A 23,394-nucleotide genomic window follows, 5' to 3' on the forward strand; every position below is an offset into this window, starting at 1 on the left:
TGAATCCCTCCCATGGTGCTGGGCGTACTTCGGCGGGGCACGGCGGGTGGCGCCGCCCGCTCGACGGCGGGCGCTCGCTCGACGGCGGTGCTCGTTCGATGGCGGTGCTCGTTCCACGGCGTGCGGGGAACGCGGAGGCGGTGGGGCGTACGGGGTGGGCCGGTGGTGTGTGGGTAAGGGTGGCCGGGCTGAGCGGGTCAGCCGGCCGTGACCAGGACGGCGGCGGCCCGGTCCGTGCCGCCGGCGGGCTCCGCCTGCTCGGCGGCGATGACGAGGACCTGGTCCGCGTCGCCGTCCGCCAGGAGCAGCGCCGCCAGGTCGAGCGCGTCCTGCGGCACCCGGCCCGGTACGGAGTCGGCCGGGCTGATCGCCACCACCGGGCCGGTCAGGCCCCAACGGGCGGCGATGTGTCCGAGGACGGCGTTCGGGTTGGACTGGAAGAAGAGCAGCGGCGGCACCCGTTGCCCGGAGGCGGCGGCGTCGTCGATGGCGCGTGCCGTGGCCCGGTCGCCGCCGGCGCTTGCCAGCAGCAGGGCGGTCCGGCCGGGGGCCGGAGCGGTGCCGTGGTGGGCGCGCAGGCAGCGCTCGGCGGTCTCGGCCACCAGGGGATTGAAGGAGGAGGCGGTGAAGCCGGGGATCGGCGGGAGCGGGTCGTGGCGGCCCGGCTCCGGCCAGCGGGCTTCGGCGAGGACGCGCAGCTCGGTCATCGGGCCGCCACCAGGAGTGCGGTGTTGGCGCCGCCGAAGGCGGAGTTGATCGTCAGCGCGTAGCGCGGTCGCCCGGCGCGTGGGCCGTCCAGGACGAGGTCCAGTCCGACGTCCGGGTCCGGGCCGAGCCAGCCGGCGTTCACCGGCAGTCGGCCGTCGCGCAACGCGCCGATGGTGACGGCGAGTTCGAGCAGTGCGGAGGCCTCCAGGGCATGCCCGTGGACGGCCTTGCTGGAGCTCACCGGCACCCGCCCGGTGTGGGCGCCGAACACCCGGTGCAGCGCGCTCGCCTCGGCCCGGTCGGCCAGCGGCGAGCCGGTCCCGTTGGCGTTGACGTAGCCGACCTCGGTCGGCGCGACACCGCCCCGGGCGAGCGCGGCCCCGACGGCCCGGGCCACGCCGTCGCCGGTCGGCTCCGGGCGGCAGACGTGGTGGGCGTCGCCGGCCCGGCCCCAGCCGGCCAGCCGGGCGAGCACCGGCGCGCCGCGCCGCTCGGCCTGCGGCTCGGCCTCGACGATCACGGCGGCGGCCGCGTCGCCGAGCAGGGTGCCGGTCCGTCCGGCACTGAACGGGCGCAGCTCGCCGTCGCGGGCCAGTGCCCGGCCGGCGTCGAAGGCGGCGAAGACGCCCGGTTCCACCAGGTGGCCGGCGGCGACCAGCACCCGGTGGTGGCGGCCGGTGGCCACCAGCGCGGCGGCGTCGGCCACGGCGGTGCCGGCGGCGACGCAGGCGCCGGTGTAGACGCGGGTGACGCCCGCGACGTCCCAGTCGGCACTCGCCCCGGCGGTCACGGCGGCGGTGACGGCCCGGGTGTTCAGATCACTGTGCAGGGCGAGCAGGACGGGCATGCCGTCCGGCTCGGTCATGGGTCGGTTGCCCCGGCCGGTCGCCCGGCGGTCGCCGCCCGTTTCGGCGGCGGGCAGGCCGGCCTGGCGGCAGGCCTGGTCCACGGCGGCGAGGACGGCGTCGGCGAGCGGCACCGGCTCGGCCAGCAGCGCGGCCCGGGTGGTCCGGCGCGCGGACACGTCGAACCTGGTCACCGTGGTGAAGGCGGTCTTGCCGTGGGCGGCCGCGTCGACGAGTGCGTCGAGCCCGGTGCCGGCGGCGCTGAGCACGCCGACGCCGGTGACCACGGGCCGGACGGCGGGCGGGGCGTGGCCGGTCATGACTGCGCGGCCCCTGCGGTCTGCGCCGCAGCGGTGCCCCCGGGGGCACCGGTCGCCGCGAGGACGGCCGCGCGGAGCACGTCGACAGCGTCGTCCACCGTCCTGATCGCCTCGAAGCGTTCGTCGTCGAGGTCCGGCTCGATGCCGTAGCGCTGCTCGAACTCCGCGATCAGCCACGTGAGTTCGAGGGAGCCGAGCTCCTCGGGGACGGTGTCGGCGGCGCGCTGCCCGAACGCCGCCAGTATCGCCAGGACCTCGGCCCGGTCGGGGAGGACGGGCTCGGTCACGCGGGGCTGCCCGCGGTGGTGGTGGCGGCTGCGATGCGCTTGGCGACGTCACCGGTGAACTCGTCGAGCGTCATCAGCGCGGTGCTCTCCATCTCGTCGAAGTCGAACTTGATCCCGAACTCGTCCTCGACCTGCACCGAGAGGTCGGCCAGGGCGAGCGACTCCAGGTCGAGCCCGGCCGGGCCGAGGTCGGTGTCGCCGGTGACCTCGGAGACGTCGTACTGCATCTCGGTCAGCGCGGCGAGGACGAACTCGCGGATGCGGTCCTGCATGGTGTGCTCCTGTACTCGCGCACGCTGCGGCGCGCGGATCGTCGGGGGAGGAGGGGACACGTCGGTTCGAAGGCGGCGGTCCGGGTGCGGCGGTCGGGTCGGGTTCAGCGGTTCAGCGGTTCAGCGGGTCGGTGCGGCGGTGCGGTTCAGCGGTTCGTGTCGGCGGCGGTCGCCCGCAGGGCGGCCGGGTCGCGTAGCAGCTTTCCGGTGGCGGTGCGCGGGAGTTGTGGGAGGAAGGCCAGCCGGCGGGGCCGCTTGTAGGCGGCGAGCCGCCGGGCCAGCCCGTCCCGGACCAGCGCGTGGTCGGCGTCCTCGTCGGCGGCGAGGTACGCCTCGATGGCGCCCTCGTCGAAGACCACGACGGCCTCGCGGACCTGCGGCAGTGCGGCCAGGGCCAGTTCCACCTCGGTGAGGTCCACCTTCAGTCCGCCGATCGAGACCTGGGAGTCCCGCCGGCCGAGGACGGTGACCAGTCCGGTGGCCCGGTCCAGCTCGGCGGCGTCGCGGGTGCGCAGCCAGCCGTCGGACCAGCGGGTCGGGTCGTCCAGCCCCGGGTACGGCGAGGCGGCCGTCCCCAGTTGCAACTCGCCTGCCACCAGCCGAAGTTCCATTCCGTGCACGGGCAGCTTCGCCGGGTGCAGGGCGCCGTCCAGGTCGGTGGCGATGACACCGAGCTCGGTCATCCCGTACATGGTCCCCAGCGGCACGCCGTACCGGGCGGTGAAGGCGGCCGGCAGGCCCGGGCGGACCAGTTCCCCGGCCACCACCATCCGGCGCAGTCGCGGCAGCGCCGGGGGCGCGGCCGCACCGGCCAGCAGTTCGGCGTGGAAGGGGACGCCGATCACGGTGGTGGGCCGTTCGTCCTCCTCGGCGACGGCGGCCAGAATGCCCGCCGCCGTCATCCGCTCCGGCACGGTCAGTGGCGCGTGGGCGTGCAGGCTGTTCAGCAGTCCGCCGACCAGCCCGAGCACATGCACCACCGAGGAGAGCAGCACCACCCGCTCGCCCTCGCCGGGGAAGTCCACCAGCCGCTGGTAGCAGCCGAGTTCGCGGATCAGATCACCGGCGGTACGGGCGATGACCTTGGCCGGGCCGGTGGACCCGGAGCTGAGCTGGACCAGCGCGTGGCCGGTCCGGGCAGGCCGCCCGTCCGGTAGCCGGACGGCCACCGGCTCGATCTCGGAGAAGCCGCGCAGCGCCGCCGAGGACCGATGTTCGGACCCTACCAGCACCTGCGGGGCCAGCCGTTCGACCGCGAGGTCGACCTCGTGGTCGGTCAGCCGGTGGTCCAGCAGGGCCACTTGGGCGCGCAGTTGCCAGCAGGCGAGCAGCACGGCGACGAAGCCCAGGGAGGGCGGCAGCCGCAACGCCGCCGTGCCGCCCGGGCCGAGGCCGGCCGCGGCCAGCCGTGCGGCCTGCTCGTCGACCAGCGCGCGCAGGGTGGCGCGGTCGACGGGTGTGCCGAAGCGCAGGCACTCCTCGCCCTCCGGGCCGGCCAGCAGGTACCGGGTCACCCAGTCGTCCGGGGCGTCGGCGTGCGGCGGTGAAGAGGGCGGAAGTGAAGAGGGGGAAATGCCGGTCAACGCCACTCCACACAGAGGAGATTTGACATGGACGCCGTTCTCAACCAATACGGTCAATTCCGTTGCCAGACCTTTGCACAGACGTTTGGTCAAATCAAGGTCTATACCAATCCGGCTCGCACCTCCTACGCTGCCGAAGCGGGACTGGTCCGAGCGCGGCCGTCCGGGAACGAGGATGCCCGTGGGACCACTCACGCTGGCCGGGTTGGAGCGCACGGCGCTCGACCAACTACCACCGGAAATATGGGACTTCATCGAGGGTGGCAGCGGAGCCGAACGCACCCTGGCGAGCAACCGGGAAATGTTCGGCCACTATGCACTGCGGCCCCGCACGCTCGTCGACGTCTCGACCTGCTCGACCGCCGTCCCACTGCTCGGAACCGAGCTGCGGATGCCGGTCGGAATTGCCCCGATGGCCTACCACCGACTGGTCCATTCGGACGGGGAAACCGCGACCGCTCGGGCAGCGGGCCGGGCCGGCGCGCTGCTGGTCGCCGGAATCTTCGCCAGCCGGACCCTGGAGTCGATCGCGGCCGCGGCCACCGGCCCGCTCTGGCTGCAGCTCTACTGGCTGCGCCGCCGCGACGCGCTCGCCGCCCTGGTCGAACGGGCCGAGGAGGCCGGCTTCACGGCATTGATGTTGACCGTGGACGCGCCCCGGATCGGCCGCCGGCTGCGCGACCTGCGCAACGGCTTCGCCGTCCCGCCGCAGATCCGCGCCGTCAACCTCGACCCCGCGCTGATGGCCGCCAGCCACCGCGCCGACGCGGGCTCCTCCGGCATCGCCGACCACGCGCTGGAGCAGTTCGACCCCAGTCTGACCTGGTCCGACCTGGCCTGGCTGCGGGAGCGCAGCCGCCTCCCGCTGGTCCTCAAGGGCATCCTGACCGCCGAGGACGCCAGGCTCGCCGTCGAGCACGGGGTGGACGCCGTGGTGGTCTCCAACCACGGCGGCCGCCAGCTGGACGGTGCGCTGCCCGCCCTCGCGGCGCTGCCCGAGGTGGTCGCCGCCCTCCCGCCCTCCGTCCCGGCGCTGCTCGACGGCGGCGTCCGCAGCGGCACCGACATCGCCGTCGCGCTCGCGCTCGGCGCCCGTGCCGTCCTGGTCGGCCGCCCCGTCCTCTGGGGGCTCGCCACCGAGGGCGAGGCCGGCGTGCTCCGCGTGCTCGACCTGCTCCGCGACGAACTGGAGCACACCCTGGCCCTTCTGGGCCGCCCCACGCTCGCCGACCTGGACGGAACCGCCCTCGCGCCCTGGCCCACCGCCTGACGCGCCCCCGCCGCGACCCCCCCCGCCGGGGCCTCGCGGCCGCTTCGAGCGCAGGTGCCCCCGCACCGAAGCCCCAAGCCGAGGCCCCGAAGCTCCGCACCGCACGACAGAGAGACACGACATGAAGAACCAGGACGCCTTCCCCGGCTGGGACTGGGACGACCCGGACGACCTCGCCGTCCGCCTCGACGCGGTCAGCGCCGACGTCGCCACCTGCCGGAAGCTCGAACCGGCCGCCGGCGGGCTCCCGCAGGACCACCAGGGCCTGCGGGAACTCGGCATCACCGGTGTCGAGTTCGCCGCATTCCGGACGGCCCACCCGGAGGGCCTCGGCACCGACCTGACCGCGCTGCGCAGCCCCGACGCCACCACCGAACCCGGCACCCTCTACCGCGTCGACGGCGACCGCTGGTTCACCCAGCTCGACATCGGCCGGCCGCTGCCCTTCGCCGACGCCGCCGTCGACTGGGTCTACGCCGAGCACCTGATCGAGCACGTCACCATGCCGGTCGCGGTCGGCTGGCTGCGCGAGGTCCGGCGGGTGCTGCGCCCCGGCGGCGTCCTGCGGATCACCACCCCCGACCTGGCCCGGTACCTGGTCGGCTACGCGACCGACGACGGCTTCCTCGCGAAGCACCGCCGGCGCCTCACCACCATGGGGTTCGGCCCGCCGATGCCACCGCGCCCGGCCTTCCTGGTCAACCAGATCTTCCGGCACTACGGCCACCAGTGGATCTACGACCTGGACGAGCTGCGGCACGTCCTCACCCTGGCCGGCTTCGAGGCCGACCGGATCCGCCACTGCGCCTACCGGCAGGGCGTCCGCGCCGACGTCGCCGACCTCGACACCGCGTTCCGCACCGACGAGACGATCTACGTCGAGGCCGACCGCTGAGCCGGATCGCCCGACCCCCGCTGTCCGATGGGATCACCATGCCGCTGCACCCCCAGGCCCAGGCCCTGCGCGAGCGCCGCGCACGGGCCGGCACGCCCCCGCTCTACAGCCTCACCCCGGCCCAGGCCCGCGCCGCCGACCTCGCCGACATCCGGGCCGCCGCCGGCACCCCCGAGCCCGTCGCGGCCGTCGAGGAGCACCGCATCCCCGGCCCCGGCGGTGAACTCGCCCTGCGGCTCTACCGACCCGAGCCGCCCGGTCGGCAACTCCCCGCGCTGCTCTACCTCTTCGGCGGCGGCTGGACGCTCGGCTCGCCCGACACCAGCGACGCGATCTGCCGCCGGCTGACCAACGCCGTCGGCTGCGTCACCGCCTCCGTCGGCTACCGCCTCGCCCCCGAGCACCCCTTCCCCGCCGCCGTCCACGACTGCCGTGCCGCCGCCCGCTGGCTGGCCGGGAACGCCGAAGGCCTCGGCTTGGACCCGGCCCGGCTGGCCGTCGGAGGCGACAGCGCCGGGGGCAACCTCGCCGCCGCCCTCACCCTGCTCGCCCGCGACGAGGGCGGCCCGGCCCTGTGCCACCAACTGCTGGTCTACCCCAACACCGACCACCGGGCCGCCTCCGCGGCGGCGGGGGAGCAGCACGACGACCCGCTGCTCTTCAACCGCCGTTCGGTGGCGTGGTACTGGGGGCACTACCTGGCCGACCCCGCCGACGGCGACCACCCGCTCGCCTCCCCGCTGCGCGCCCCGAGCCTGGCCGGGCTGCCGCCCGCCACCGTGATCACCGCGGAGTACGACCCGCTGTGCGACGAGGGGGAGCGCTACGCGGAGGCGCTGCGGGCGGCCGGCGTCCCGGTCGAGTCGCGCCGGTACGCGGGCATGCCGCACGGCTTCTTCGCCATGACGGGCGTGCTGGACGCGGCCGGGGAGGCCCAGCGGTACGCCGCCGAGCGGCTGCGCGAGGCCCTGCGGTGACGGCCGGCCGAGCGCTCGCCGAGCCCGCCGCCCCCGTGGTCGAACCCCTCGCGCTGGCCGGGCTGCACGCCTCGCTGTCCGATCCGCTGCTGGACGCGATGACCTTCCTCAACGAGGTCACCACCCGCTACCCCCGGGCCGTCTCCTTCGCCCCCGGCCGCCCCTACGAGGGCTTCTTCGAACCCGAGGACGTCCACGGTCACCTGGACGCCTATCTGGACCACCTCGCCGCCCGGGGCCTCGACCGGGACGCCGTGCGCACCACGCTGTTCCAGTACGGCCCGACCAAGGGCGTCATCGCCGACCTGGTCGCCCGCACCCTGGCCAACGACGAGGGTCTGGTCGTAGCCCCCGAGTCCCTGGTGCTCACCGTCGGCGCCCAGGAGGGCATGCTGCTGACGCTGCGCGCCCTCTGCGCCGGCCCCGAAGACGTCCTGCTGGTCAGCTCCCCCTGCTACGTCGGCGTCACCGGCGCCGCCCGGCTGCTCGACCTGACCACCGTCCCCGTCCCCGAGGGCCCCGACGGCGGACCCGACCCGCAGGCCGTCCGCGCCGCGGCCCGGGCCGTCCGGGCCGGGGGCCGCCGCCCGCGGGCGCTCTACGTCGTCCCCGACTTCGCCAACCCCTCGGGCACCAGCATGTCCGTCCCGGCCCGGACGAGGCTGCTGGACGCCGCCGCCGAGGAGGGGCTGCTGGTCGTCGAGGACAACCCGTACGGCTTCTTCGCCCGCGACCCCGGTGAGCGGCCCACCCTGAAGGCGCTGGACCGGCGCCGCCAGGTGGTCTACCTCGGCTCGTTCGCCAAGACCTGCTTCCCCGGCGCCCGGCTCGGCTACGTCGTCGCGGACCAGGAGGTGGCCGGGCCCGGTGGCCGGCGGTCGCTGCTCGCGGACGAGCTGGCGAAGCTGAAGAGCATGACGACGGTCAACACACCGGCGCTCAGCCAGGCCGTCATCGGCGGCATGCTGCTGCGGCACGACTGCCGGCTGCGGGCCGCCAACGCCCGCGCGACGGCCTACTACGCGGCCAACATGGCGGCGCTGCTGGCCGAGCTGGAGCGGCACTTCCCCGCGGCCGAGCGCCGCAGGCTGGGCCTGTCCTGGAACGAGCCGGAGGGTGGCTTCTTCGCCGTACTCACCGTCCCCTTCACGGCCGACGAGGCGGCCATGGAGCGCTGCGCCCGGGACCACGGCGTGCTCTGGACGCCGATGGCGCCCTTCTACCCGGCGGGCGGGGGAGAGCGCCGGCTCCGGCTCTCCGTCAGTTCGCTGACCGAGCGTCAGATCGTCGACGGAGTGGCGGACCTGGCCCGCTTCATCCACGCCGAGGCCCGGGCGACGGCGGCCCGGGCGCGATAGCGACGGCACGAGGGCGGGGCCGGGGCTTGGAGAAGCCCCGGCCCCGCCCTCGCGCCCCCACCGTGCTGCGGACTCAGCGCACCCGGGTGGAGAAGAGCCGGGCCGAGCAGTACACGGACGCCACCGTCATCAGGACGACGACCAGCAGCCCCTGCCAGACCACGCTGTCCCCGACATGGCCGGAGAAGAGCGCCCGCATGCCCTCCACCGCCCAGTAGAAGGGGTTCCACTTGGCCATGGTCTGCTGCCACACCGGTGCCAGCGCCAGTGGCAGCAGGACGCCGGACAGCAGCGCGATCGGCTGCGCGAGGGTGTTCACCACCGGGGCCATCGCCTCGTCGGCCGGCAGCACCAGGGCGATGCCGTAGGAGATCGCCGAGGTCATCAGGGCCAGCAGGCCGAGCAGCAGGTACGCCAGCAGCAGGTCCAGCGGTGCCACCCGCAGCCCGAACGGCAGCGCGATCAGCGTGATCAGGACGGCCTGGACGAGCAGCGCCACCGTCTCGCGCAGCGCCCGGCCGAGCAGCAGGGCCAGCCGGCTGACCGGGGTCACCCGGGACCGCTCGATGATGCCGGCCTTCAGCTCGCCGAGCAGGCTGAAGCCGGTGTACAGCCCGCCGAAGATGCAGAGCACCGCCAACAGGCCCGGTACGTAGATCTGGTAGGCCTCGGCGTAGGTGGTCGCGCCCATCGGCGCCAGCACCTTCTTGAGCAGTGGTGCGAACAGCAGCAGATAGAAGACGGGCTGGATCAGCCCGACGGCGATCCAGATCGGGGTTCGCCACATGAGCAGCAGCTGTCGCTGGAAGACCAGCCAGGTGTCGCGGGCGAGCTTCATGAGGGCCTCTCGGGGATCAGGGCGTGTCTGACAATTCGCGTCGGATCAGCGCGCGGCGTTGGGGTGCGTGCATCGCAAGGCGGAGGAGGGAGTAGACGCGGTGGGGGCACCTCCCGGCCGAAGGCTGGGGGCCATCGGCGACCGACGACAACGCAGCGAGGTGCGTGCCCCAACGCCGCGCGCGCGGCGGGAATTGTCAGACACGCCCCAGCGCTCAGGACTGCTCGATGGAACGGCCCGTCCGGGCCAGGAACACGTCGTCCAGGCTGGGCCGTTGCAGCTGCACGGTGCCGGGCACGACGCCCGCGCCGTCCAGGGCGCGCAGCAGCCGCGGGATCGCGGCCGCGCCGTCGTCGAGGTAGAGCCGCAGGCCGTCGTCGCCCTGCGCCTCCAGACGGCGCAGGTACGGCTCCTCGCGCAGCGCCTTGGTGGCGCGTTCGGTCTCGCCGGCCGCGAGGCCGACCAGGACGACGTCCCCGGAGATCTCCCGCTTCAGGGTCTCGGGCGTGCCCTCGGCGACGATCCCGCCGTGGTCGACGATCGCCACCCGGTCGCAGAGCGCGTCGGCCTCCTCCAAGTAGTGCGTCGTCACCACGACGGTCAGGCCCTCGGCTTTCAGGCGCCGGATCTCGGCCCACACCTGTCCCCGGCTGGCCGGGTCGAGGCCGACCGTGGGCTCGTCGAGGAAGAGCACCTGGGGCGCGTGGATGACGCCCAGCGCGATGTCCAGCCGGCGGCGCTGGCCGCCCGAGTAGGTGCGGCACGCGCGGTCACCGAACTCGGTGAGCCCGAAGGCCTTCAGGGCCTCTTCGGCCAGCTGCTGGGCCCGTGCCTTGCGGGTGCCGTGCATCCGGGCCTGCAGCACCAGCTCCTCGCGGGCGGTGACGGTGTCGGCGGTGCCGCCGCCCTGGGCGACGTAGCCGATCCGTCGGCGGACTCCGGCCGGGTCGGAGAGCAGGTCGGCGCCGGCGATCCGGGCCGCGCCGCCGTCCGGTCGGATGAGCGTGGCGAGCATGCGCAAGGTGGTCGTCTTGCCGGCGCCGTTGGGCCCGAGGAAGCCGAATATCTCACCTGCGGCCACGTCCAGATCGATGCCGCGAACGGCGTCGACGGCGGCCTGGCCGCGTTGTTTGGACGGATAGGACTTGCGAAGTCCCTTGGTCTCGATCAACCAGAACTCCCGTGCGGGGATGGGTTGCCACGTCGACGACGGCCAGCGCACACAGGGCTGGACGGTCCGTGCGGGGATGGGTGGCCGGGGCACCTGGGAAGCGGTGCTTCGCGCCACACTAGGGTCTGCGGCGCCCCGGATACAATGGCCTAGACCAATGGATTCGATGGTTCTGCCCCGGCTCCGACCAGCGCCTCCAGCCGGTCGGCGGCCGTCACGGCCCCGCCGCCGGCCCGCAGCGCCGCGCCCACCCGGGCGGCGGCCCCGCGGTGCTCCGGTGCGTCAAGAACCTTTCCCAGCGCGGCCGCCAGCCCCTGCGGCGTGACGCGGGCGAACGGCACCCGCAGCCCGACGCCGGCCGCCGCGACCTGCGCCGCGACGAAGGGCTGGTCGTGCCGGATGGGCGCCGCCACCAGCGGCAGTCCGTGCGCCAGCGCCTCGCCGACGGTGTTCATCCCGCCGTGGCACAGCACCGCGTCCAGCGCGCCGCGCGCCATCAGCTCCAGCACCGGCGCCCGCTCCACGGCCACCGCGTGGCGGGGCAGTTCGGGCAGCAGGGCGGCCGGTGCGGCGATCACCGGCTGGACGTCGCCACCGCACAGCTCCAGGGCCCGGACGGCCCGGGCGTGGAAGTCCGCGCCGAGGTCGCCGGCCAGTGTCCCCATGGTGACCAGCACCCGCCGCCGGCCCGGCTCCAGCCGTTCCCAGGGGAAGTGCGGATCGGCCGGCCGCTCGGCGAGCACCGGCCCGACCAGCGCGTAGTGCGCCGGGAAGGGCGTCGGACCGGTCAGCGCGGGCCCGGTCGGTGCCAGCACCAGGGCGGGGGAGAAGCGCGGGTCGGTGTACTCCTCCTCCGGCAGCCCGGCCCGCCGCCAGAGCCCGGAGAGCAGCCCGGTCATCCAGGCCTCGACCTGCGGCAACGCCCGGAACGGGCGCCCCAGCTCCATCGCACCCGGCGCCAGGCTGGCCCAGGGCAGGCCGTGCCGGTGCGCGACCAGCGCCCCCGCCGGTGTGTGCTGGTCGACCAGCAGTGCGTCCGGCCGGAACTCCCGCACCGCCGCGTCCAGCGGCTTCGCGGTGAAGCGCGCGTACGGGACGATGAAGCCCTCCCAGAGCGAGCGCAGGGCGGCCAGTCCGTGCCCGCCCTGCGCCCGGAACGCCCGGGTGCCCGTCCCCAGGACGACCGCCTCGGGCCCGAGCAGTGGCCGCAGCACCGACTCGGTGCCGGTCCACGCCACCTCGTGGCCGCGCGCGGCCAGCTCGTCGGCGATTCCGACGACCGGGTTGACGTGGCCCGTCAACGGTGGCACCACCAGCAGGAATCGGCTCATCGGGTGGGCTCCTCGGCGGGCAGCAGTCGCTGCACATCGGCGACGGTCAGGGCTTCGAGCCCGGCCAGGTCCAGCCCGGCGCGCAGTGCGGCGAGGCCGGACGGTGCCCCGAAGTGCCCGCACAGAAGGGCATCGAGCGCGGTCAGTTCGTACTCGTCCAGCATCAGATCGGCGTCCAGCCGGGCATCCGGGGTGACCAGCGCGGCCCACTCGGGCGGCGCGCCGGCGGCCTCGACCAGCAGGGCGATCAGCTCCGGGCGCACCGGGGCGGCGGAATCGGGGGGTTCACGATCGGTCATGGGGGGGCTCCACCTGCTCGACGGCACGGGGGCGGATGAGTCTGCGAAGGGCCCGAGATCACTTGTGCGACCCGTCGGGCGTCGGAATACTAGCCCGCGTGACCGCACTGGAGGCAGTGGCCGTTCACCTCCCCCACCACACCGTGCCCATTGAGGCAGTGGGCGAGCGAATCGGCCTGACCCCACGTCAACTTCGACTCTTCCGCCGTTTCCACGGCCTGGACCAGCTGCGGCTGGACCCGGACGGGAAGCTGCCCGACCTGCTCGGCGCCGCCGTCGAGGCCTTACCGGAGCTGCGCGGACGCGAACGGCACGTCCGCTTCGTGATCCACGCGCGCAGCATGCCGGTGGCGGTGCCCTATCCGCTCAACCCGCTGCACGACCTGCTGGGCCGCTACGGCCTCGCCCATGCCGCGGCCTTCACCGTGACCCACCACGCCTGTGCGGTGGGTCTGCTGGCCGTCGACCTGGCCGGCCGGCTGCTGTCCGGGGTGGCCGACCCGGAGGCCCTGGCGCTGGTGCTGGCCGGGGAGAAGACCTTCACCAAGGACGCCCAAGTGGTGCCCGAGACCGGGATCTTCGCCGAGGGGGCGGCCGCCTGCCTGGTCAGGGCGACGGGCGAGCGCAACCGCGTGCTCTCCTACGCCGTCCGCCACCGGCCCGAGTTCGACGGCCGTCTGGCCGAGGACGCGGACCTGCTGGCCCGCTACCAGCGCGAGTACCCGGTGGTGATGATCGAGGCGATCGAGGCCGCCCTGGACGAGGCAGGTCTGGACCTCTCCGACCTCGCCCTGGTGCTTCCGCACAACGTCAACCAGGCCTCCTGGCGGATGATCTGCCGGCGGATCGGCTTCCCGGTGGAGAAGGTGGTGCTGGACAACGTGCGCTCGGTCGGGCACAGTTTCGCTGCAGACAGCCTCATCAATCTCCACACCGCCACCACGCGGGGGCTGCTCCGCCGCGGCGACCGCTACCTGATCGCCGCCGCCGGTGTCGGAGCCACCTTCTCCGCCATGGCCGTCGAGCACTGACGCATCGTCGGCTCGGCGTGCCCCGGCGACGCATCGGCAGGGCGAGGACGACCACGCCTCCGCCCGCCGCACCCATTCACCTCTCATGCACGACGGGACGGGACATCCATGTCAGAACCCGCGGTCCAGACCACTGACACCGAGCTGCGCGACCGGATCCTGCGGAGCATCGGCGAGCTGCTGCCGCGCGTCCTCAAGCGCGACCTCCCCGAGATCCCGGAGGACGCCTGCCTGTTCGACGACCTCGGCCTCACCTCGGCCGGCACCATCGAGCTGATCCTGGAGGTCGAGGAGACGCTGGACATCCAGGTCGACGTCGAGCAGATCGGCGAGGACGACCTGCGCTCGGTGACCAGGCTGGCCGACTACGTCGCCGGGCACATCATCCCCGAGGACTGACCGGGTGGCCGCCGCTTCCGCGTCGCCTCCGTCGGCCCTCGGCGTCACCCGGATCCTCGCCCGGTCCTTCGACGGCAGGTCCGAGACCTCGCTCGACCCGGACCTGCGGGTGTTCGTCACGGACCTGGTCCGGCCGTACGGCCTGCCGGTGCGGGAGGACCTCCTGGCCGAGGGTGTCGGCCACTCCTATGCCGAGCTGGCCGAGGGCCTGCTGGGGGAGGCGCTCGCCGACGGCGTGCCGGTGGACCTGCTGATCCTGGCGTTCGACTCGCCGGACGTCCGCCCGGGGGCGCCCAGCTCCCTGGCGCTCAGCCGGTCCTGCCCGGGCTCGCCGCTGGCCTTCGCGCTCTGCGACCAGGGGTCGGCGGTGGCCTTCAGCGCGCTGCGGGTGGCTGCCGAGTACCAGCGCACCGGGGCCTGTCGGCGCGCGGTGGTGGTACTGGCCGAGCAGACCGCGCTGCACTACCGGGCCGCGGCGCCGGTGGAGCTGCCCGAGCGGCACAGCGTCGTCGTCCTGGTCCTCGACGAGACCGCCGGGGCGGAATTGACGATCAGTCAACTGTCTTCGGTCGATGGCGACATGGTGGCCAAAGTGGTCCGTGAGAGGGCGCCGGCGCTGGGGGCGGACGCCGCCGTGCTGCTGGACTCCGGCCTGGCGGTCGACGAGGGCTGCGACGCGGTGCTCACCGCTGCGTCCGGCCGGCCGTTCACCGGCCTCTGGGCGGAGCTGGCCGAGCTGCTGCCCGCGTGGCAGGCGCAGCGGCGGCCGGTGCTCGCCGTCGGCGTCGATGCGAGGTTGGGGGTCCTGAGCACGCTGACCCTCCGGGCCGGTCCGTGACCGCCGATCCGGCCGACACCCCGGCGGCGATCGACCAGGTCGACCTCTGGGTCATCCCCACCGACCAGCCGGACGAGGTCGTCCGGGAGCTCCGTGGCCTGCTGGACCCTGCCGAACTCGCCCGCGCCACCGGCCACGACCGCGCCGGCGCCCCCGCCCGCGACCCCGTGCTCGGCCGCCGCTTCACCGTGGTGCACGGCGTCGTCCGGCTGCTGGTCGCGGAGCGCCTCGGCCTGCGCCCCGCCGAACTCGTCTGGCGGTACGGCCCGCACGGCAAGCCCGAACCGGCGGCGGGGTGCGAGCGGATCGGCGTCAGCTACTCCGGCTCCGGCGCCCTGGCCGTCCTGGCCCTGACCGGGGGCCGGCCGGTCGGCGTCGACGTCGAGGAGATCCGGGACGCGCGGGTGGCCACCAGGGTCGCCGAGCGCTACTTCCCGGGCGCCGAGGCCGAGTTCCTCGCCGGGTCCGACTCATCCGCCGTGCTGGCCGAGCGCTTCACCACCCTGTGGTGTCGCCGCGAGGCCTGCGTCAAGGCCTACGGCGGGCGGCTGGTGCAGGGTTTCGGGCTGCCGCTGGCGGGCCCGGCGCCGCTGCGCCTGGCCCGCCCGGGTGCGCTCGGCGAGGCCCCCTGTGTGGTCGACGACGCTCCGGTGCCCGGGCCGTTCCGTGCCGCCGTGGCGCTGCTCGGCGACCGGCCGTTCCGGCTCCGCAGGCACCGGTGGAGCGCCATGTCATGTGCCAATCAGATTGCCTGACAAGGAAGTTGACGATCCGTCGGCATTACGGACCCATGGTCTGTACCACCCCGTCGGGTCGCTGGTAGCGTCCCGACCCGCACTCCGCTGATACCCCAGGCCGGCCGAAGGGCGCGTACGACGTGACAGAGACCAGCCGGCGGATCACCGTCCGGTACGCCGGCGCGAGCAGTGGCTTCGGGCCGCTGACCCTCGGCCAGGACAACATGATCCGCTGCATCCGGCGCGACAGACCCGAGCAGATCAACAAGGAGTCCGTCTGGCCGGTCCCCGACGGCACGACCCTGCCGGGCGCGCTCGACGCCCTGCGCCGACTCGTCGAGCGGCACGAATCACTGCGGACGGCCTTCCCGCCGGGCCCGGGCCCGGACGCCTTCCCGGAGCGCCAGCTGGTGGGCGGCGAGGGCGAGTTCACCGTCACCGTGCGCGCGGTGGACGGCCCGGCGGCCGACGGCGCCGGCGGGCCCGCCGGGATCGACGCGTTCGCCGACGAGGTGGGCCGGGCCGACGTCGCCGTCCCGTTCGACCTGGCGGCCGGGCCCCGGCTCCGGTTCACCCTGCTGACCGACCACGACCGGGTGCTCCGGCTGGTCGTGGTCGTCTGCCACGCCGGCGCGGACGGCGCCGCGACGGCCCTGCTCATCCAGGACTGGCTCGACCTCGCCGCGGGCAAGGAGCTCCCGCCCGTCACCGCCCGGACCCCGCTGGAGGTGGCGGCGCTGGAGCAGAGCGACCAGGGCCGCCGCAAGGCCGCCGCCGCGCTCCGGCACTGGCGGAAGGTCCTGACCACCGCCCCGCAGGCCGTCTTCGCCGACTCCGGGATCACCGGCCCGCCGAACGGCGTCGCCGCCGTCGTGCTGCGTTCGAGGACGGCCGCCGCCGACCTGGCCGCCACCTCGCGGCGCACCGGCGCGAGCCCCTCCGTCGTCCTGCTCGCCGTCTTCGCGGCCCTGGTGGCCCGGCGGGCGGACCGGACCGACCTCGTCCTGTCGGCGCTCTCCGCGAACCGGCAGCGCGCCGTGATGGCCGACCACATCGGCACGCTCGCCCAGGACGCCCTGCTCGCCCTGGACACCGACGCGGGCGACCTCGACGAGCTGATCGGCCGCGCCAAGGCGGCCTCGCTGGCCGGTTACTGGCACAGCACCCTCCAGGCGGGCAAGGTCTGGCAGCTGATCGAGGACATCGCCCACCTGCGCGGTTCCCGCTTCGCCCGCCAGGTCGTGGTCAACGACCTCAGTCTGACCATCCCCGAGGCGATGTCCGACGCCCGCCCGGCCCCGACGAGCGACCCCGAACTGACCTGGCTGCCCGACCAGCCGGTCGCGGTCCGGGCGATGTTCAACATCCTGCGGACCTCGGGCAGCCTGGAGTTCGCGCTGGTCGCCTGCCCGCAGGTGCTCGACCGCGAGCAGACCGGCCGCTTCGCGCTCGCGGTGCCCGCCGTTCTCGAAGCCGCCGCGCGCGGACCGGTCCCGCTCGCCGAACTGCCCGCCCTGACCGGCCTGGGCGGCGCGGTCCGGGCCGGCGAGTGGCGGCGGATCGAGGGCTCCTGGGTCGACCTGGACGCCGTCCGGGCGCTGGTCGCGGACGTCCTCGGCGCCGCCACCCGGGTCGAGTTCGACGACGGCCGCCTGGTCGCCCGGATCGCCACCGCCGACCCCGGGCTCACCCCGCTCGTCGCCCACCGCACGGTGATCGGGGCCCTGCCCGGCCGCGACACCGTGATGGCACCGCACCACTACGTCGTCCACGCCGCCGCGGCCGACCGTGCCGGGCCGCCGCCCTGGGGCGAGCTGCCGGTGGTCGCCGAGGGCGCCGGCAGGTCCCCGGAGGTCGAGGGCCGGCTCGCGCCGCCCGGCTGAGCGCCCGGAAGCGACGCGGCCCCACCGCGGCGGCGCGCTCCGTCCACCGGGAGCCCCGGTGGACGGAGCGCGACCCTGAGCGACTCACCCGAACGGGGGTGGCGCGTCCACCGCGCGGTTCACTCCTGCGCGCCGTCCCAGGAGCAGACGGACGTCGCTCCCGAGGTCAGCCCCCACGGGCTGGGCACGTCGCCCGGTTCCTCCGGGTCGGTCTGCAGCGGCAGGCGGTCGACCACCTCGACCAGCGCCGGCGGCAGTTGCGGCGCCAGCCCGCGGTGGCAGCGCGAGAGGATGTCGCGCCGCACGGCGTCCGGCAGCAGCGGCCGGTCCGCGCGCAGCGGCGCCCGGCCGGCCGGCAGCGGGCGCGGCCGTGGCGGGCCCTCGGCGGTGGCGAGCTGGTCCGACCAGGCCCGCCAGTAGTCGGCGTCGTCCGTCTCGCCGAACCGGAGGTGGTAGAGGTGCAGGCAGTACGCCGCCGTGCCGCTGCCTGACCCGGCCGCGAAGCGCCACCAGTACTCGGCGCCCTCCTCGCGGCCGGTGGCGTAGAGCAGCGCGGCGAACACCTCGGCCCCCTCCGGCTGGATCCGCCGCGCGTTGACCAGCAGATCCAGGCCACGGGACGCGTTCGGGGCGCCCAGCACCAGGGCGACCACCAGCCCCAGCTCGAAGGCGGCCTGCTCGTGCTCGGACGGCAGATGTGCGGGGGCCGCCGTCAGCCTGGCCTGGCGCAGCACGGCGATCCGTTCGGCGTGCGCCCGTTCGGGCCGGGGGACGCGCAGTGCGGCCGTCGGGCCGGTGGCGGGCGGGCCGGCGCCCGTCGGGCCGGCCGGTGCGCCGGGCGCCTCGGCGCCGTGCCGGGGGATCACTGCTCGCCTCCGCGGTCCGGCAGTTCGCGCACACCGAGCCGTTTGGCCAGCCGTTCCCGGGCGTGCCGGAGGTTGGAGTGGACGGTCGCGACGGGCCGGCCCAGGTAGGCGCCGATCACCTTGACGTGCAGGCCGAGCAGGTAGCGCAGGACGACCACGTCCCGCTGCCGGTCCGGGAGTTCGAGGATCGCCGCGTACAGCCGGACTTCGTCGGCCTCGCTGTGCAACAGTCCGTTCGCGACGTCCTTGAAGGCACCGATCACCGCCGCGAAGGTGGCGGCCTCCACCTCGACCTGCTGTTCGCCGGCCACCCAGTCGGCGACGTGCTGGTTCGCCAGCCGCCACGCGTAGGCGGCCGGCTCCTCGAACCGCAGGACCTGGGCCCAGTACCGGGCGAGGTCCTCCTTCACCGCCTCGACGATCAGCGCCGCGTCCGCACGGTTGCCTATCCGGGTCAGGGCGAGGGCCCGCCAGGCCGGCTCGTGGGTCTCGCAGAACGCCGAGTAGGCCAGCTCCAGGCGGATGTTGGCGTTCTCCGGGCCGGTGTACCCGTCACCTCCGACGTCCTCGCGGCCGGGGTCCGGACCGTCCCCCCGGCCGCCGCCCGCACCGGTGCCCGCCGGTGCGGGACCTCCCCGGTGCCCGAGCGTGCGGACACTCCTGTCGATCGTCATCGAACCTGCCTTCCGCGGTCGCCGACCGATCGCCGGCCGCCTGAGGGTGCGGACTCCGTGCCTGCCGCGCTCATTCCATCAGTTCCGTCACTCCGGGCTGCACTGCGAGCACCGACTGTCATCACGTCCGATGTGCGGATCATCGGCCCCGCCGAACTCGACCGGACGGGGCGGTGATTGGCCGCCGGGTAGCGTGGGCAGCAATCGGTGAGTCCTGCGGCGGGGGAGAGCGATGAGCCTTTACGACGGGGTCGACCTACGACTGAACGTGCCGCACTCGGCGCGGATGTACGACTACTTCCTCGGCGGCTTCACCAACTTCGCCGCCGATCGCGAGGCGGCCGGGCGGGCGCTCGCCGTCCTCCCCTGGGTGCGTTCCGCCGCGCGCGCCAACCGGGCCTTCGTGCACCGCTCGACGCGGGTCCTCGCCGAGGCCGGTCTCGACCAGTTCCTCGACATCGGCACCGGCATCCCCACCTCGCCGAACCTGCACGAGATCGCCCAGGCGGTGAATCCGCGGGCCCGGATCGTCTACGTCGACAACGACCCGATCGTGCTCTCGCACGCCCAGGCCCTGCTCACCGGCGCCCGCGAGGGCCGCACCGCCTACGTCGAGGCCGATCTCGCGGACCCGGCGGCCCTGCTCGCCGCGCCGAGTCTGCGCGATGCGATCGACCTCGCCCGCCCCGTCGCCCTCTCCCTCAACGCCGTCCTGCACTTCATCCCCGACGGCCCCGGTGCGCCCGACGGCTCCGGCGCCCGCCGCGCCCATGCGATCGTCGACCACCTGAAGGCCGCCCTCGCGCCCGGCAGCGCCCTCGTGATCTCCCATCTCACCGCCGACCTCGCGCCCGAGGAGATCGCCCGCGTGACCGGCATCTACCACTCCGCGGGCACGCCGCTCCAGGCCCGCACCCACCAGGAACTCGCCGGGTTCCTCGCCGGCTGGACGGTCCTCGCCCCCGGTCTGGTCCCCGTCCCGCGGTGGCGGCCGGCCGACCCCGACGACATCGCCGTCACCGACGTCGAGGCGTCCGGCTACGCGGCCGTGGCCGTCAAGCCGTAGCGGCCCGGCGGCGGGCTCCCCGCGCCTCCCACCCCCGGTGCGGACGGGCGCGGGTCGGCCCAGACTGGTCGTGGAGCCTGCCCCGAGGAGAGTCATGCTGCTCGGACTCACCACCGCCCTGGTCGCGACCGTCTGCTTCGGCTTCGGCTCGGTCTTCCAGGCGCGCGGCGCGCGATCGGCGCCGCGGGCGGACCGGGTGCGGGTCGGGCTGCTGGCCGCTCTCGTCCGCTCCTGGCAGTTCCTGCTGGGGACGGCGCTGGACATCGGGGGCTTCGCGCTGAGCGTCGTCGCGCTGCGCAGCCTGCCGCTCTTCCTGGTCCAGGCGGTCACCAACGCGGGCCTCGCGGTGACGGCGCTCGCCGCCGTCTGGCTGCTCGGCGCCCGGCTGCGGCGCGGCGACGTGGCCGGGATCGTCGCGGTGGTGGTCGGACTCACCCTGCTGGCCCTGGGCTCCGGGCGCGAGGGCCGCGAGTACGCCGCGCCGGCCTTCCACTGGGCCCTGCTCGCCACCACGGTCCTGATGCTCCTGCTCACCCTGGTGCTGGCCCGCCGGGACGGCAACGTCGCGGCGGCCGGTCTCGGCCTGCTCGCGGGCATCGGCTTCGGGGTGACCAGCCTGGCCGTCCGGGTCCTCGACGTCGACGGGGTGGCCGGCGTCCTCACCGACCCGGCGGCGTACGGGCTGGCCCTCGGCGGCCTCGGCGGCTACCTGGCGTACGCGCTCGCGCTGCAGCGCGGCACGGTGACGGCGGCGACGGCGGCCGGAACGGTGACCGAGACCTTCGGCCCGGCGCTGGTCGGAGTGGTCGCCCTGGGCGACGCGGCGCGCCCGGGCTACGCCTGGTGCGCGCTGGCCGGCTTCGCGGTGGCGGTCGGCGGCACCTTCGTGCTCTCCCGGTTCGGCGAGGTGGAGGCCGAGCTGGGGCCGACCGCGGCGGGGGCCGAGGGCCGGGCCGAGGAGGCGGCGCTGCCACCCCGGTAGCCCGGACGGCGCCCCCGTGCGAAGGTGACTTGCCGGACAAAACGGACGGCCAGGTGTGCAGTGGACGGGAGCAGCCATGGTGGACGAAGGCCATCACCGGCCCCGGCGGCCCGACCGGCTCCGGAGGCCCGCGGCCGAGCCGCCGGTGGCGCTGATCACCGGCGCCTCCTCCGGCATCGGCGCGGCCACCGCCGTCCGGCTGGCACCGTCCGGCTGGCAGCTGCTGCTCTCCGGCACCGACCGCACCCGGCTGGACGGCATCGCCGCCCGCACCGGCGGCCGGGCCCTGCCCGAGGACCTCTCCAAACCGGACGGCCCGCAACGCCTCACCGAGGCGGCGCTGGCCGCCGCCGGCCGGGTCGACGTCCTGGTCGCCAGTGCCGGCCTCGGCTGGCGCGGGCCCTTCGCCCGGACCCCCACCGACACCCTGGACCGGATGATCGAGGTCAACCTGGCCGCTCCGCTGCGACTGGTCCGTCTGCTGCTCCCCGGCATGCTGGAGCGCCGGCGCGGCCGGATCGTGCTGCTCGGCTCGATGGCCGGGGAGGTCGGCGTGCGGGACGAGGCCGCCTACGCGGCCACCAAGGCCGCGCTGGCGATGTTCGCCGAGAGCCTCTGGTACGAGCTGCGCGGCACCGGCGTCGGCGTCCGGATCGTCCTGCCGGGCCCGGTGGACACCCCCTTCTTCGCCCGCCGCGGCACCCCCTACCAGCGTGAACGGCCCCGCCCGGTGAGCCCCGAACGGGTCGCCGACGCCGTGATCGGGACGATCACCACGTCCTGCGACCGGCCCTTCGTCCCGCGCTGGCTCGGCTTCGCCGCACGCGTCCACGGCGCCGCTCCGGGGGTGTTCCGGCGCATGGCGTCCAGGTTCGGCTGACCGGGGCGGCACGGATGGACGGGGCGCGAACGGCCCGCCGGGCGGTCCTCGCCGCGGCGGGCGCCGAGCTGCTCCACCTCGCCCCGTCCGCCGTCCGCCTGCCGCCCGTCCGCCGGACGCTCGCCCGCCGCACGGCCGGGTACGGCGACACCCCCCGGCACGTCGCGCTGACCTTCGACGACGGCCCGGACCGGCGCAGCACCCCGTACGTCCTCGACGCCCTGGACGGGCTCGGTGTCCGGGCCACCTTCTTCCTGCTCGGCACGATGCTGGAGCGGGCCCCGGAGCTCGGCCGCGAGCTGGTGGCCCGCGGTCACGAGGTGGCCGTGCACGGCTGGTACCACCGCCCCCAGTGGTACCCGGCCCCCGCCCGTGACCTGCGCGAGCTGCGCCGCGCCACGGAGGCGGTCACCGACCTCTGCGCCGCCCGCCCGCTCTGGTACCGCCCGCCCTACGGCGTCCTGACGGCCGGCCCGGCGCTGGCCGCCCGCCGGCTCGGCCTGCGGACCGTGCTCTGGACGGCCTGGGGCCGGGACTGGACCGACCACGCCACCGCCGCCTCCGTCCACGCGACCGCCCGCCCGGGCCTCGTCGCCGGCGCCACCCTCCTGCTGCACGACTCCGACTGCACCTCCGCCCCCGACTCCTGGCGCGCCACGCTCGCCGCCCTCCCCCTCCTCGCCGTCCACTGCCGGGACCACGGGCTCGCCCTCGGCCCCCTGCGCGACCACGGAGTGCCGGGCCGCGCGGCGGACCGGCACCGGGTGCGGTGACCGCCCCGCCGGGCGGCTACGCCAGCCCGACCCGGGCCAGGGCGGCCCCGAACCCCGTCCGCCAGCCCGCCGGGGAGGCGCCGGCGGACGGCGGCGGCGCCGGGCGGTCCAGTGCGGCGAGCGCGGTGCGGACCACGTCGGCCGGGCGGGCCGAGGTGACGTCGGCGTGGCCGAGCTCCAGCTCGTGCTGGAGGTTGTCCCGGCCGTGGCCCTGGACGACGTCCAGCAGGAGCAGCCGGCGGCCGAGCGCCCGGGCCTCGCTGCAGGTGTCGCCGGAGCTGGTCACCACCAGGTCGGCGGCGGCCATCAGCGCCGGGATCCGCTCGGTGTAGCCGAACGGGTGCAGGTGCGGGCGGCGGCCGGCGGCGTGGCGCAGCCGGCGCTCCAGCTCGCCGTTGCGCCCGGCCACGGCGAGCACGTGCGGTCCGGCGTCGGCCAGGTCGGCGGCGGTGCGGGCGAGCGGGCCCAGCCCCCAGGAGCCGGACATCAGCAGCACGCACCGCGCGTCCGGCGGCACCCCGAACTCGCGCCGCGCCGCCGTACGGGTCGGCGGGTGGTAGAACGGCGCCCGCAGCGGCGCCGGCAGCACGGCGATCCCGGCCTCGGGCCGGTAGCGCCGCACCGCGCACGCCGCGACCTCGGAGGTGACCAGGAAGAGGTCGGTGCCCTCCTGCACCCAGAGCCGGTGCGGCGTGACGTCGGTACAGAGCACCAGGTGCCGGAACGCCGGCCCGCCGGCCCGCCGGGGCAGCCGGTTCACCGCCGAGGTCGCGGTGGCGAACACCGACACCACGAGCTCCGGCCGCTGCTGCGCGACCAGCTCCCGCAGGGCCGGGACCAGCCGGGTCCGGGCCGCGGCGTCGGCCAGCAGGGCGAGGCGGGCGCCGGGCCGCAGCGCCGCGAAGTGGAAGGCGTCGTAGACCCCGGGCAGGTCGAGCAGCCGGCGGAAGACCGCCTCGCCGGTCGCGCCCGCGCGCTGCCCGAGCAGCGCCATCGCGTCCACCGTGGCCGTGGTCCAGCCGCGGGCCCGCAGCGAGTCGGCGCAGGCCTGGGCCATCACGTCGTGGCCCTGCCCGAGCGAGCCGGAGACCAGCAGGGCGTGCGGCACCGG

At 75.3% G+C, this 23,394-nt stretch carries 25 protein-coding genes; 13 read left to right on the plus strand and 12 right to left on the minus strand.

Features of this window, described 5'->3' with window-relative positions:
• Positions 1–197: 197 nt before the first annotated feature.
• The 5 genes from ACFVYI_RS09950 to ACFVYI_RS09970 all read right to left on the minus strand — a co-directional run bounded on the left by ACFVYI_RS09950 (position 198) and on the right by ACFVYI_RS09970 (position 3,946).
• On the minus strand, positions 198–707 hold the full coding sequence (locus ACFVYI_RS09950) for a beta-ketoacyl synthase N-terminal-like domain-containing protein (protein WP_387882890.1): 510 nt from the start codon (positions 705–707) through the stop codon (positions 198–200).
• Positions 704–1,873 carry a beta-ketoacyl synthase N-terminal-like domain-containing protein gene (locus tag ACFVYI_RS09955; protein ID WP_387882892.1) on the minus strand — a complete coding sequence of 390 codons (1,170 nt, stop codon included), beginning with the start codon at positions 1,871–1,873 and terminating at the stop codon, positions 704–706. The genes ACFVYI_RS09950 and ACFVYI_RS09955 overlap by 4 nt, the downstream gene beginning before the upstream one ends.
• Complete coding sequence (locus tag ACFVYI_RS09960; protein ID WP_387882894.1) at positions 1,870–2,160, minus strand: acyl carrier protein; 291 nt, start codon at positions 2,158–2,160, stop codon at positions 1,870–1,872. The genes ACFVYI_RS09955 and ACFVYI_RS09960 overlap by 4 nt, the downstream gene beginning before the upstream one ends.
• Positions 2,157–2,432, minus strand: a complete 276-nt coding sequence (locus ACFVYI_RS09965; RefSeq protein WP_387882897.1) for a phosphopantetheine-binding protein — start codon at positions 2,430–2,432, stop codon at positions 2,157–2,159. Before ACFVYI_RS09965 ends, ACFVYI_RS09960 begins: the two co-directional genes overlap by 4 nt.
• 146 nt (positions 2,433–2,578) lie before the next feature.
• Complete coding sequence (locus ACFVYI_RS09970; RefSeq protein ID WP_387882899.1) at positions 2,579–3,946, minus strand: class I adenylate-forming enzyme family protein; 1,368 nt, start codon at positions 3,944–3,946, stop codon at positions 2,579–2,581.
• A gap of 244 nt (positions 3,947–4,190) precedes the next feature.
• On the opposite strand from ACFVYI_RS09970, the gene ACFVYI_RS09975 reads away from it, so the two are divergent.
• The 4 genes from ACFVYI_RS09975 (at position 4,191) to ACFVYI_RS09990 (ending at position 8,515) form a co-directional block, all read left to right on the plus strand.
• Complete coding sequence (locus ACFVYI_RS09975) at positions 4,191–5,285, plus strand: alpha-hydroxy acid oxidase (protein WP_387882902.1); 1,095 nt, start codon at positions 4,191–4,193, stop codon at positions 5,283–5,285.
• 121 nt (positions 5,286–5,406) lie between these two features.
• Positions 5,407–6,180, plus strand: coding sequence for a class I SAM-dependent methyltransferase (locus ACFVYI_RS09980; RefSeq protein WP_387882905.1), 774 nt, complete (start codon positions 5,407–5,409; stop codon positions 6,178–6,180).
• Between the two features lie 38 nt (positions 6,181–6,218).
• A complete protein-coding gene (locus ACFVYI_RS09985) occupies positions 6,219–7,157 on the plus strand; it encodes an alpha/beta hydrolase (RefSeq protein ID WP_387882907.1) in 939 nt (312 codons plus the stop codon).
• A complete protein-coding gene (locus ACFVYI_RS09990) occupies positions 7,154–8,515 on the plus strand; it encodes a PLP-dependent aminotransferase family protein (protein ID WP_387882909.1) in 1,362 nt (453 codons plus the stop codon). Before ACFVYI_RS09985 ends, ACFVYI_RS09990 begins: the two co-directional genes overlap by 4 nt.
• 73 nt (positions 8,516–8,588) lie before the next feature.
• Here the strand turns inward: ACFVYI_RS09990 and ACFVYI_RS09995 are convergent, their stop codons facing one another.
• From ACFVYI_RS09995 to ACFVYI_RS10010, 4 genes are all read right to left on the minus strand, one after another.
• A complete protein-coding gene (locus ACFVYI_RS09995; protein WP_387882912.1) occupies positions 8,589–9,353 on the minus strand; it encodes an ABC transporter permease in 765 nt (254 codons plus the stop codon).
• Between the two features lie 214 nt (positions 9,354–9,567).
• Positions 9,568–10,524 carry an ATP-binding cassette domain-containing protein gene (locus ACFVYI_RS10000; RefSeq protein ID WP_387882915.1) on the minus strand — a complete coding sequence of 319 codons (957 nt, stop codon included), beginning with the start codon at positions 10,522–10,524 and terminating at the stop codon, positions 9,568–9,570.
• Positions 10,525–10,673: 149 nt separating this feature from the next.
• Positions 10,674–11,855, minus strand: coding sequence for a glycosyltransferase (locus ACFVYI_RS10005; protein ID WP_387882918.1), 1,182 nt, complete (start codon positions 11,853–11,855; stop codon positions 10,674–10,676).
• Positions 11,852–12,154, minus strand: a complete 303-nt coding sequence (locus ACFVYI_RS10010) for a hypothetical protein (protein WP_387882920.1) — start codon at positions 12,152–12,154, stop codon at positions 11,852–11,854. Before ACFVYI_RS10010 ends, ACFVYI_RS10005 begins: the two co-directional genes overlap by 4 nt.
• 158 nt (positions 12,155–12,312) lie before the next feature.
• Between ACFVYI_RS10010 and ACFVYI_RS10015 the strand changes: the two genes are divergently transcribed.
• The 5 genes from ACFVYI_RS10015 (at position 12,313) to ACFVYI_RS10035 (ending at position 17,042) form a co-directional block, all read left to right on the plus strand.
• Complete coding sequence (locus ACFVYI_RS10015; RefSeq protein ID WP_387882922.1) at positions 12,313–13,185, plus strand: 3-oxoacyl-[acyl-carrier-protein] synthase III C-terminal domain-containing protein; 873 nt, start codon at positions 12,313–12,315, stop codon at positions 13,183–13,185.
• A 108-nt stretch (positions 13,186–13,293) separates the two neighbouring features.
• Positions 13,294–13,584, plus strand: coding sequence for an acyl carrier protein (locus ACFVYI_RS10020; RefSeq protein ID WP_387882925.1), 291 nt, complete (start codon positions 13,294–13,296; stop codon positions 13,582–13,584).
• Between the two features lie 4 nt (positions 13,585–13,588).
• A complete protein-coding gene (locus ACFVYI_RS10025; RefSeq protein WP_387882927.1) occupies positions 13,589–14,422 on the plus strand; it encodes a hypothetical protein in 834 nt (277 codons plus the stop codon).
• Complete coding sequence (locus ACFVYI_RS10030; protein WP_387882930.1) at positions 14,419–15,177, plus strand: 4'-phosphopantetheinyl transferase family protein; 759 nt, start codon at positions 14,419–14,421, stop codon at positions 15,175–15,177. Before ACFVYI_RS10025 ends, ACFVYI_RS10030 begins: the two co-directional genes overlap by 4 nt.
• 122 nt (positions 15,178–15,299) lie before the next feature.
• A complete protein-coding gene (locus tag ACFVYI_RS10035; RefSeq protein ID WP_387882933.1) occupies positions 15,300–17,042 on the plus strand; it encodes a condensation domain-containing protein in 1,743 nt (580 codons plus the stop codon).
• A 119-nt stretch (positions 17,043–17,161) separates the two neighbouring features.
• On the opposite strand, the gene ACFVYI_RS10040 is transcribed toward ACFVYI_RS10035, so the two are convergent.
• Together ACFVYI_RS10040 and ACFVYI_RS10045 are read right to left on the minus strand one after the other, a co-directional pair.
• Positions 17,162–17,908, minus strand: coding sequence for a hypothetical protein (locus tag ACFVYI_RS10040; protein WP_387882935.1), 747 nt, complete (start codon positions 17,906–17,908; stop codon positions 17,162–17,164).
• The gene (locus ACFVYI_RS10045) at positions 17,905–18,582 is read right to left on the minus strand and encodes an RNA polymerase sigma factor (protein WP_387882937.1); all 678 of its coding nucleotides are present in this window, start codon (positions 18,580–18,582) and stop codon (positions 17,905–17,907) included. The genes ACFVYI_RS10040 and ACFVYI_RS10045 overlap by 4 nt, the downstream gene beginning before the upstream one ends.
• 232 nt (positions 18,583–18,814) lie before the next feature.
• Between ACFVYI_RS10045 and ACFVYI_RS10050 the strand changes: the two genes are divergently transcribed.
• The 4 genes from ACFVYI_RS10050 (at position 18,815) to ACFVYI_RS10065 (ending at position 22,283) form a co-directional block, all read left to right on the plus strand.
• Complete coding sequence (locus ACFVYI_RS10050) at positions 18,815–19,648, plus strand: SAM-dependent methyltransferase (RefSeq protein ID WP_387882939.1); 834 nt, start codon at positions 18,815–18,817, stop codon at positions 19,646–19,648.
• A gap of 94 nt (positions 19,649–19,742) precedes the next feature.
• On the plus strand, positions 19,743–20,630 hold the full coding sequence (locus ACFVYI_RS10055; protein ID WP_387882941.1) for a hypothetical protein: 888 nt from the start codon (positions 19,743–19,745) through the stop codon (positions 20,628–20,630).
• Positions 20,631–20,706: 76 nt separating this feature from the next.
• Positions 20,707–21,510, plus strand: a complete 804-nt coding sequence (locus ACFVYI_RS10060; protein ID WP_387882943.1) for an SDR family NAD(P)-dependent oxidoreductase — start codon at positions 20,707–20,709, stop codon at positions 21,508–21,510.
• 14 nt (positions 21,511–21,524) lie between these two features.
• A complete protein-coding gene (locus ACFVYI_RS10065) occupies positions 21,525–22,283 on the plus strand; it encodes a polysaccharide deacetylase family protein (protein WP_387882945.1) in 759 nt (252 codons plus the stop codon).
• Between the two features lie 16 nt (positions 22,284–22,299).
• Here the strand turns inward: ACFVYI_RS10065 and ACFVYI_RS10070 are convergent, their stop codons facing one another.
• Entirely contained in the window at positions 22,300–23,391 is a 1,092-nt protein-coding gene (locus tag ACFVYI_RS10070; RefSeq protein ID WP_387882947.1) for a hypothetical protein, read from the minus strand.
• Between the last annotated feature and the right edge of the window lie 3 nt (positions 23,392–23,394).

Source organism: Kitasatospora sp. NPDC058218 (assembly GCF_042882445.1).
Taxonomy (GTDB): Bacteria; Actinomycetota; Actinomycetes; order Streptomycetales; family Streptomycetaceae; genus Kitasatospora.

Bases quoted from the DNA above. Each gene is read 5' to 3' on its own strand.
- ACFVYI_RS09950 (WP_387882890.1), bottom strand. From the start codon at position 707: ATGACCGAGCTGCGCGTCCTCGCCGAAGCCCGCTGGCCGGAGCCGGGC.
- ACFVYI_RS09955 (WP_387882892.1), bottom strand. From the start codon at position 1,873: ATGACCGGCCACGCCCCGCCCGCCGTCCGGCCCGTGGTCACCGGCGTC.
- ACFVYI_RS09965 (WP_387882897.1), bottom strand. From the start codon at position 2,432: ATGCAGGACCGCATCCGCGAGTTCGTCCTCGCCGCGCTGACCGAGATG.
- ACFVYI_RS09975 (WP_387882902.1), top strand. From the start codon at position 4,191: ATGCCCGTGGGACCACTCACGCTGGCCGGGTTGGAGCGCACGGCGCTC.
- ACFVYI_RS09980 (WP_387882905.1), top strand. From the start codon at position 5,407: ATGAAGAACCAGGACGCCTTCCCCGGCTGGGACTGGGACGACCCGGAC.
- ACFVYI_RS09985 (WP_387882907.1), top strand. From the start codon at position 6,219: ATGCCGCTGCACCCCCAGGCCCAGGCCCTGCGCGAGCGCCGCGCACGG.
- ACFVYI_RS09995 (WP_387882912.1), bottom strand. From the start codon at position 9,353: ATGAAGCTCGCCCGCGACACCTGGCTGGTCTTCCAGCGACAGCTGCTG.
- ACFVYI_RS10005 (WP_387882918.1), bottom strand. From the start codon at position 11,855: ATGAGCCGATTCCTGCTGGTGGTGCCACCGTTGACGGGCCACGTCAAC.
- ACFVYI_RS10010 (WP_387882920.1), bottom strand. From the start codon at position 12,154: ATGACCGATCGTGAACCCCCCGATTCCGCCGCCCCGGTGCGCCCGGAG.
- ACFVYI_RS10020 (WP_387882925.1), top strand. From the start codon at position 13,294: ATGTCAGAACCCGCGGTCCAGACCACTGACACCGAGCTGCGCGACCGG.
- ACFVYI_RS10045 (WP_387882937.1), bottom strand. From the start codon at position 18,582: ATGACGATCGACAGGAGTGTCCGCACGCTCGGGCACCGGGGAGGTCCC.
- ACFVYI_RS10050 (WP_387882939.1), top strand. From the start codon at position 18,815: ATGAGCCTTTACGACGGGGTCGACCTACGACTGAACGTGCCGCACTCG.
- ACFVYI_RS10055 (WP_387882941.1), top strand. From the start codon at position 19,743: ATGCTGCTCGGACTCACCACCGCCCTGGTCGCGACCGTCTGCTTCGGC.
- ACFVYI_RS10060 (WP_387882943.1), top strand. From the start codon at position 20,707: ATGGTGGACGAAGGCCATCACCGGCCCCGGCGGCCCGACCGGCTCCGG.
- ACFVYI_RS10065 (WP_387882945.1), top strand. From the start codon at position 21,525: ATGGACGGGGCGCGAACGGCCCGCCGGGCGGTCCTCGCCGCGGCGGGC.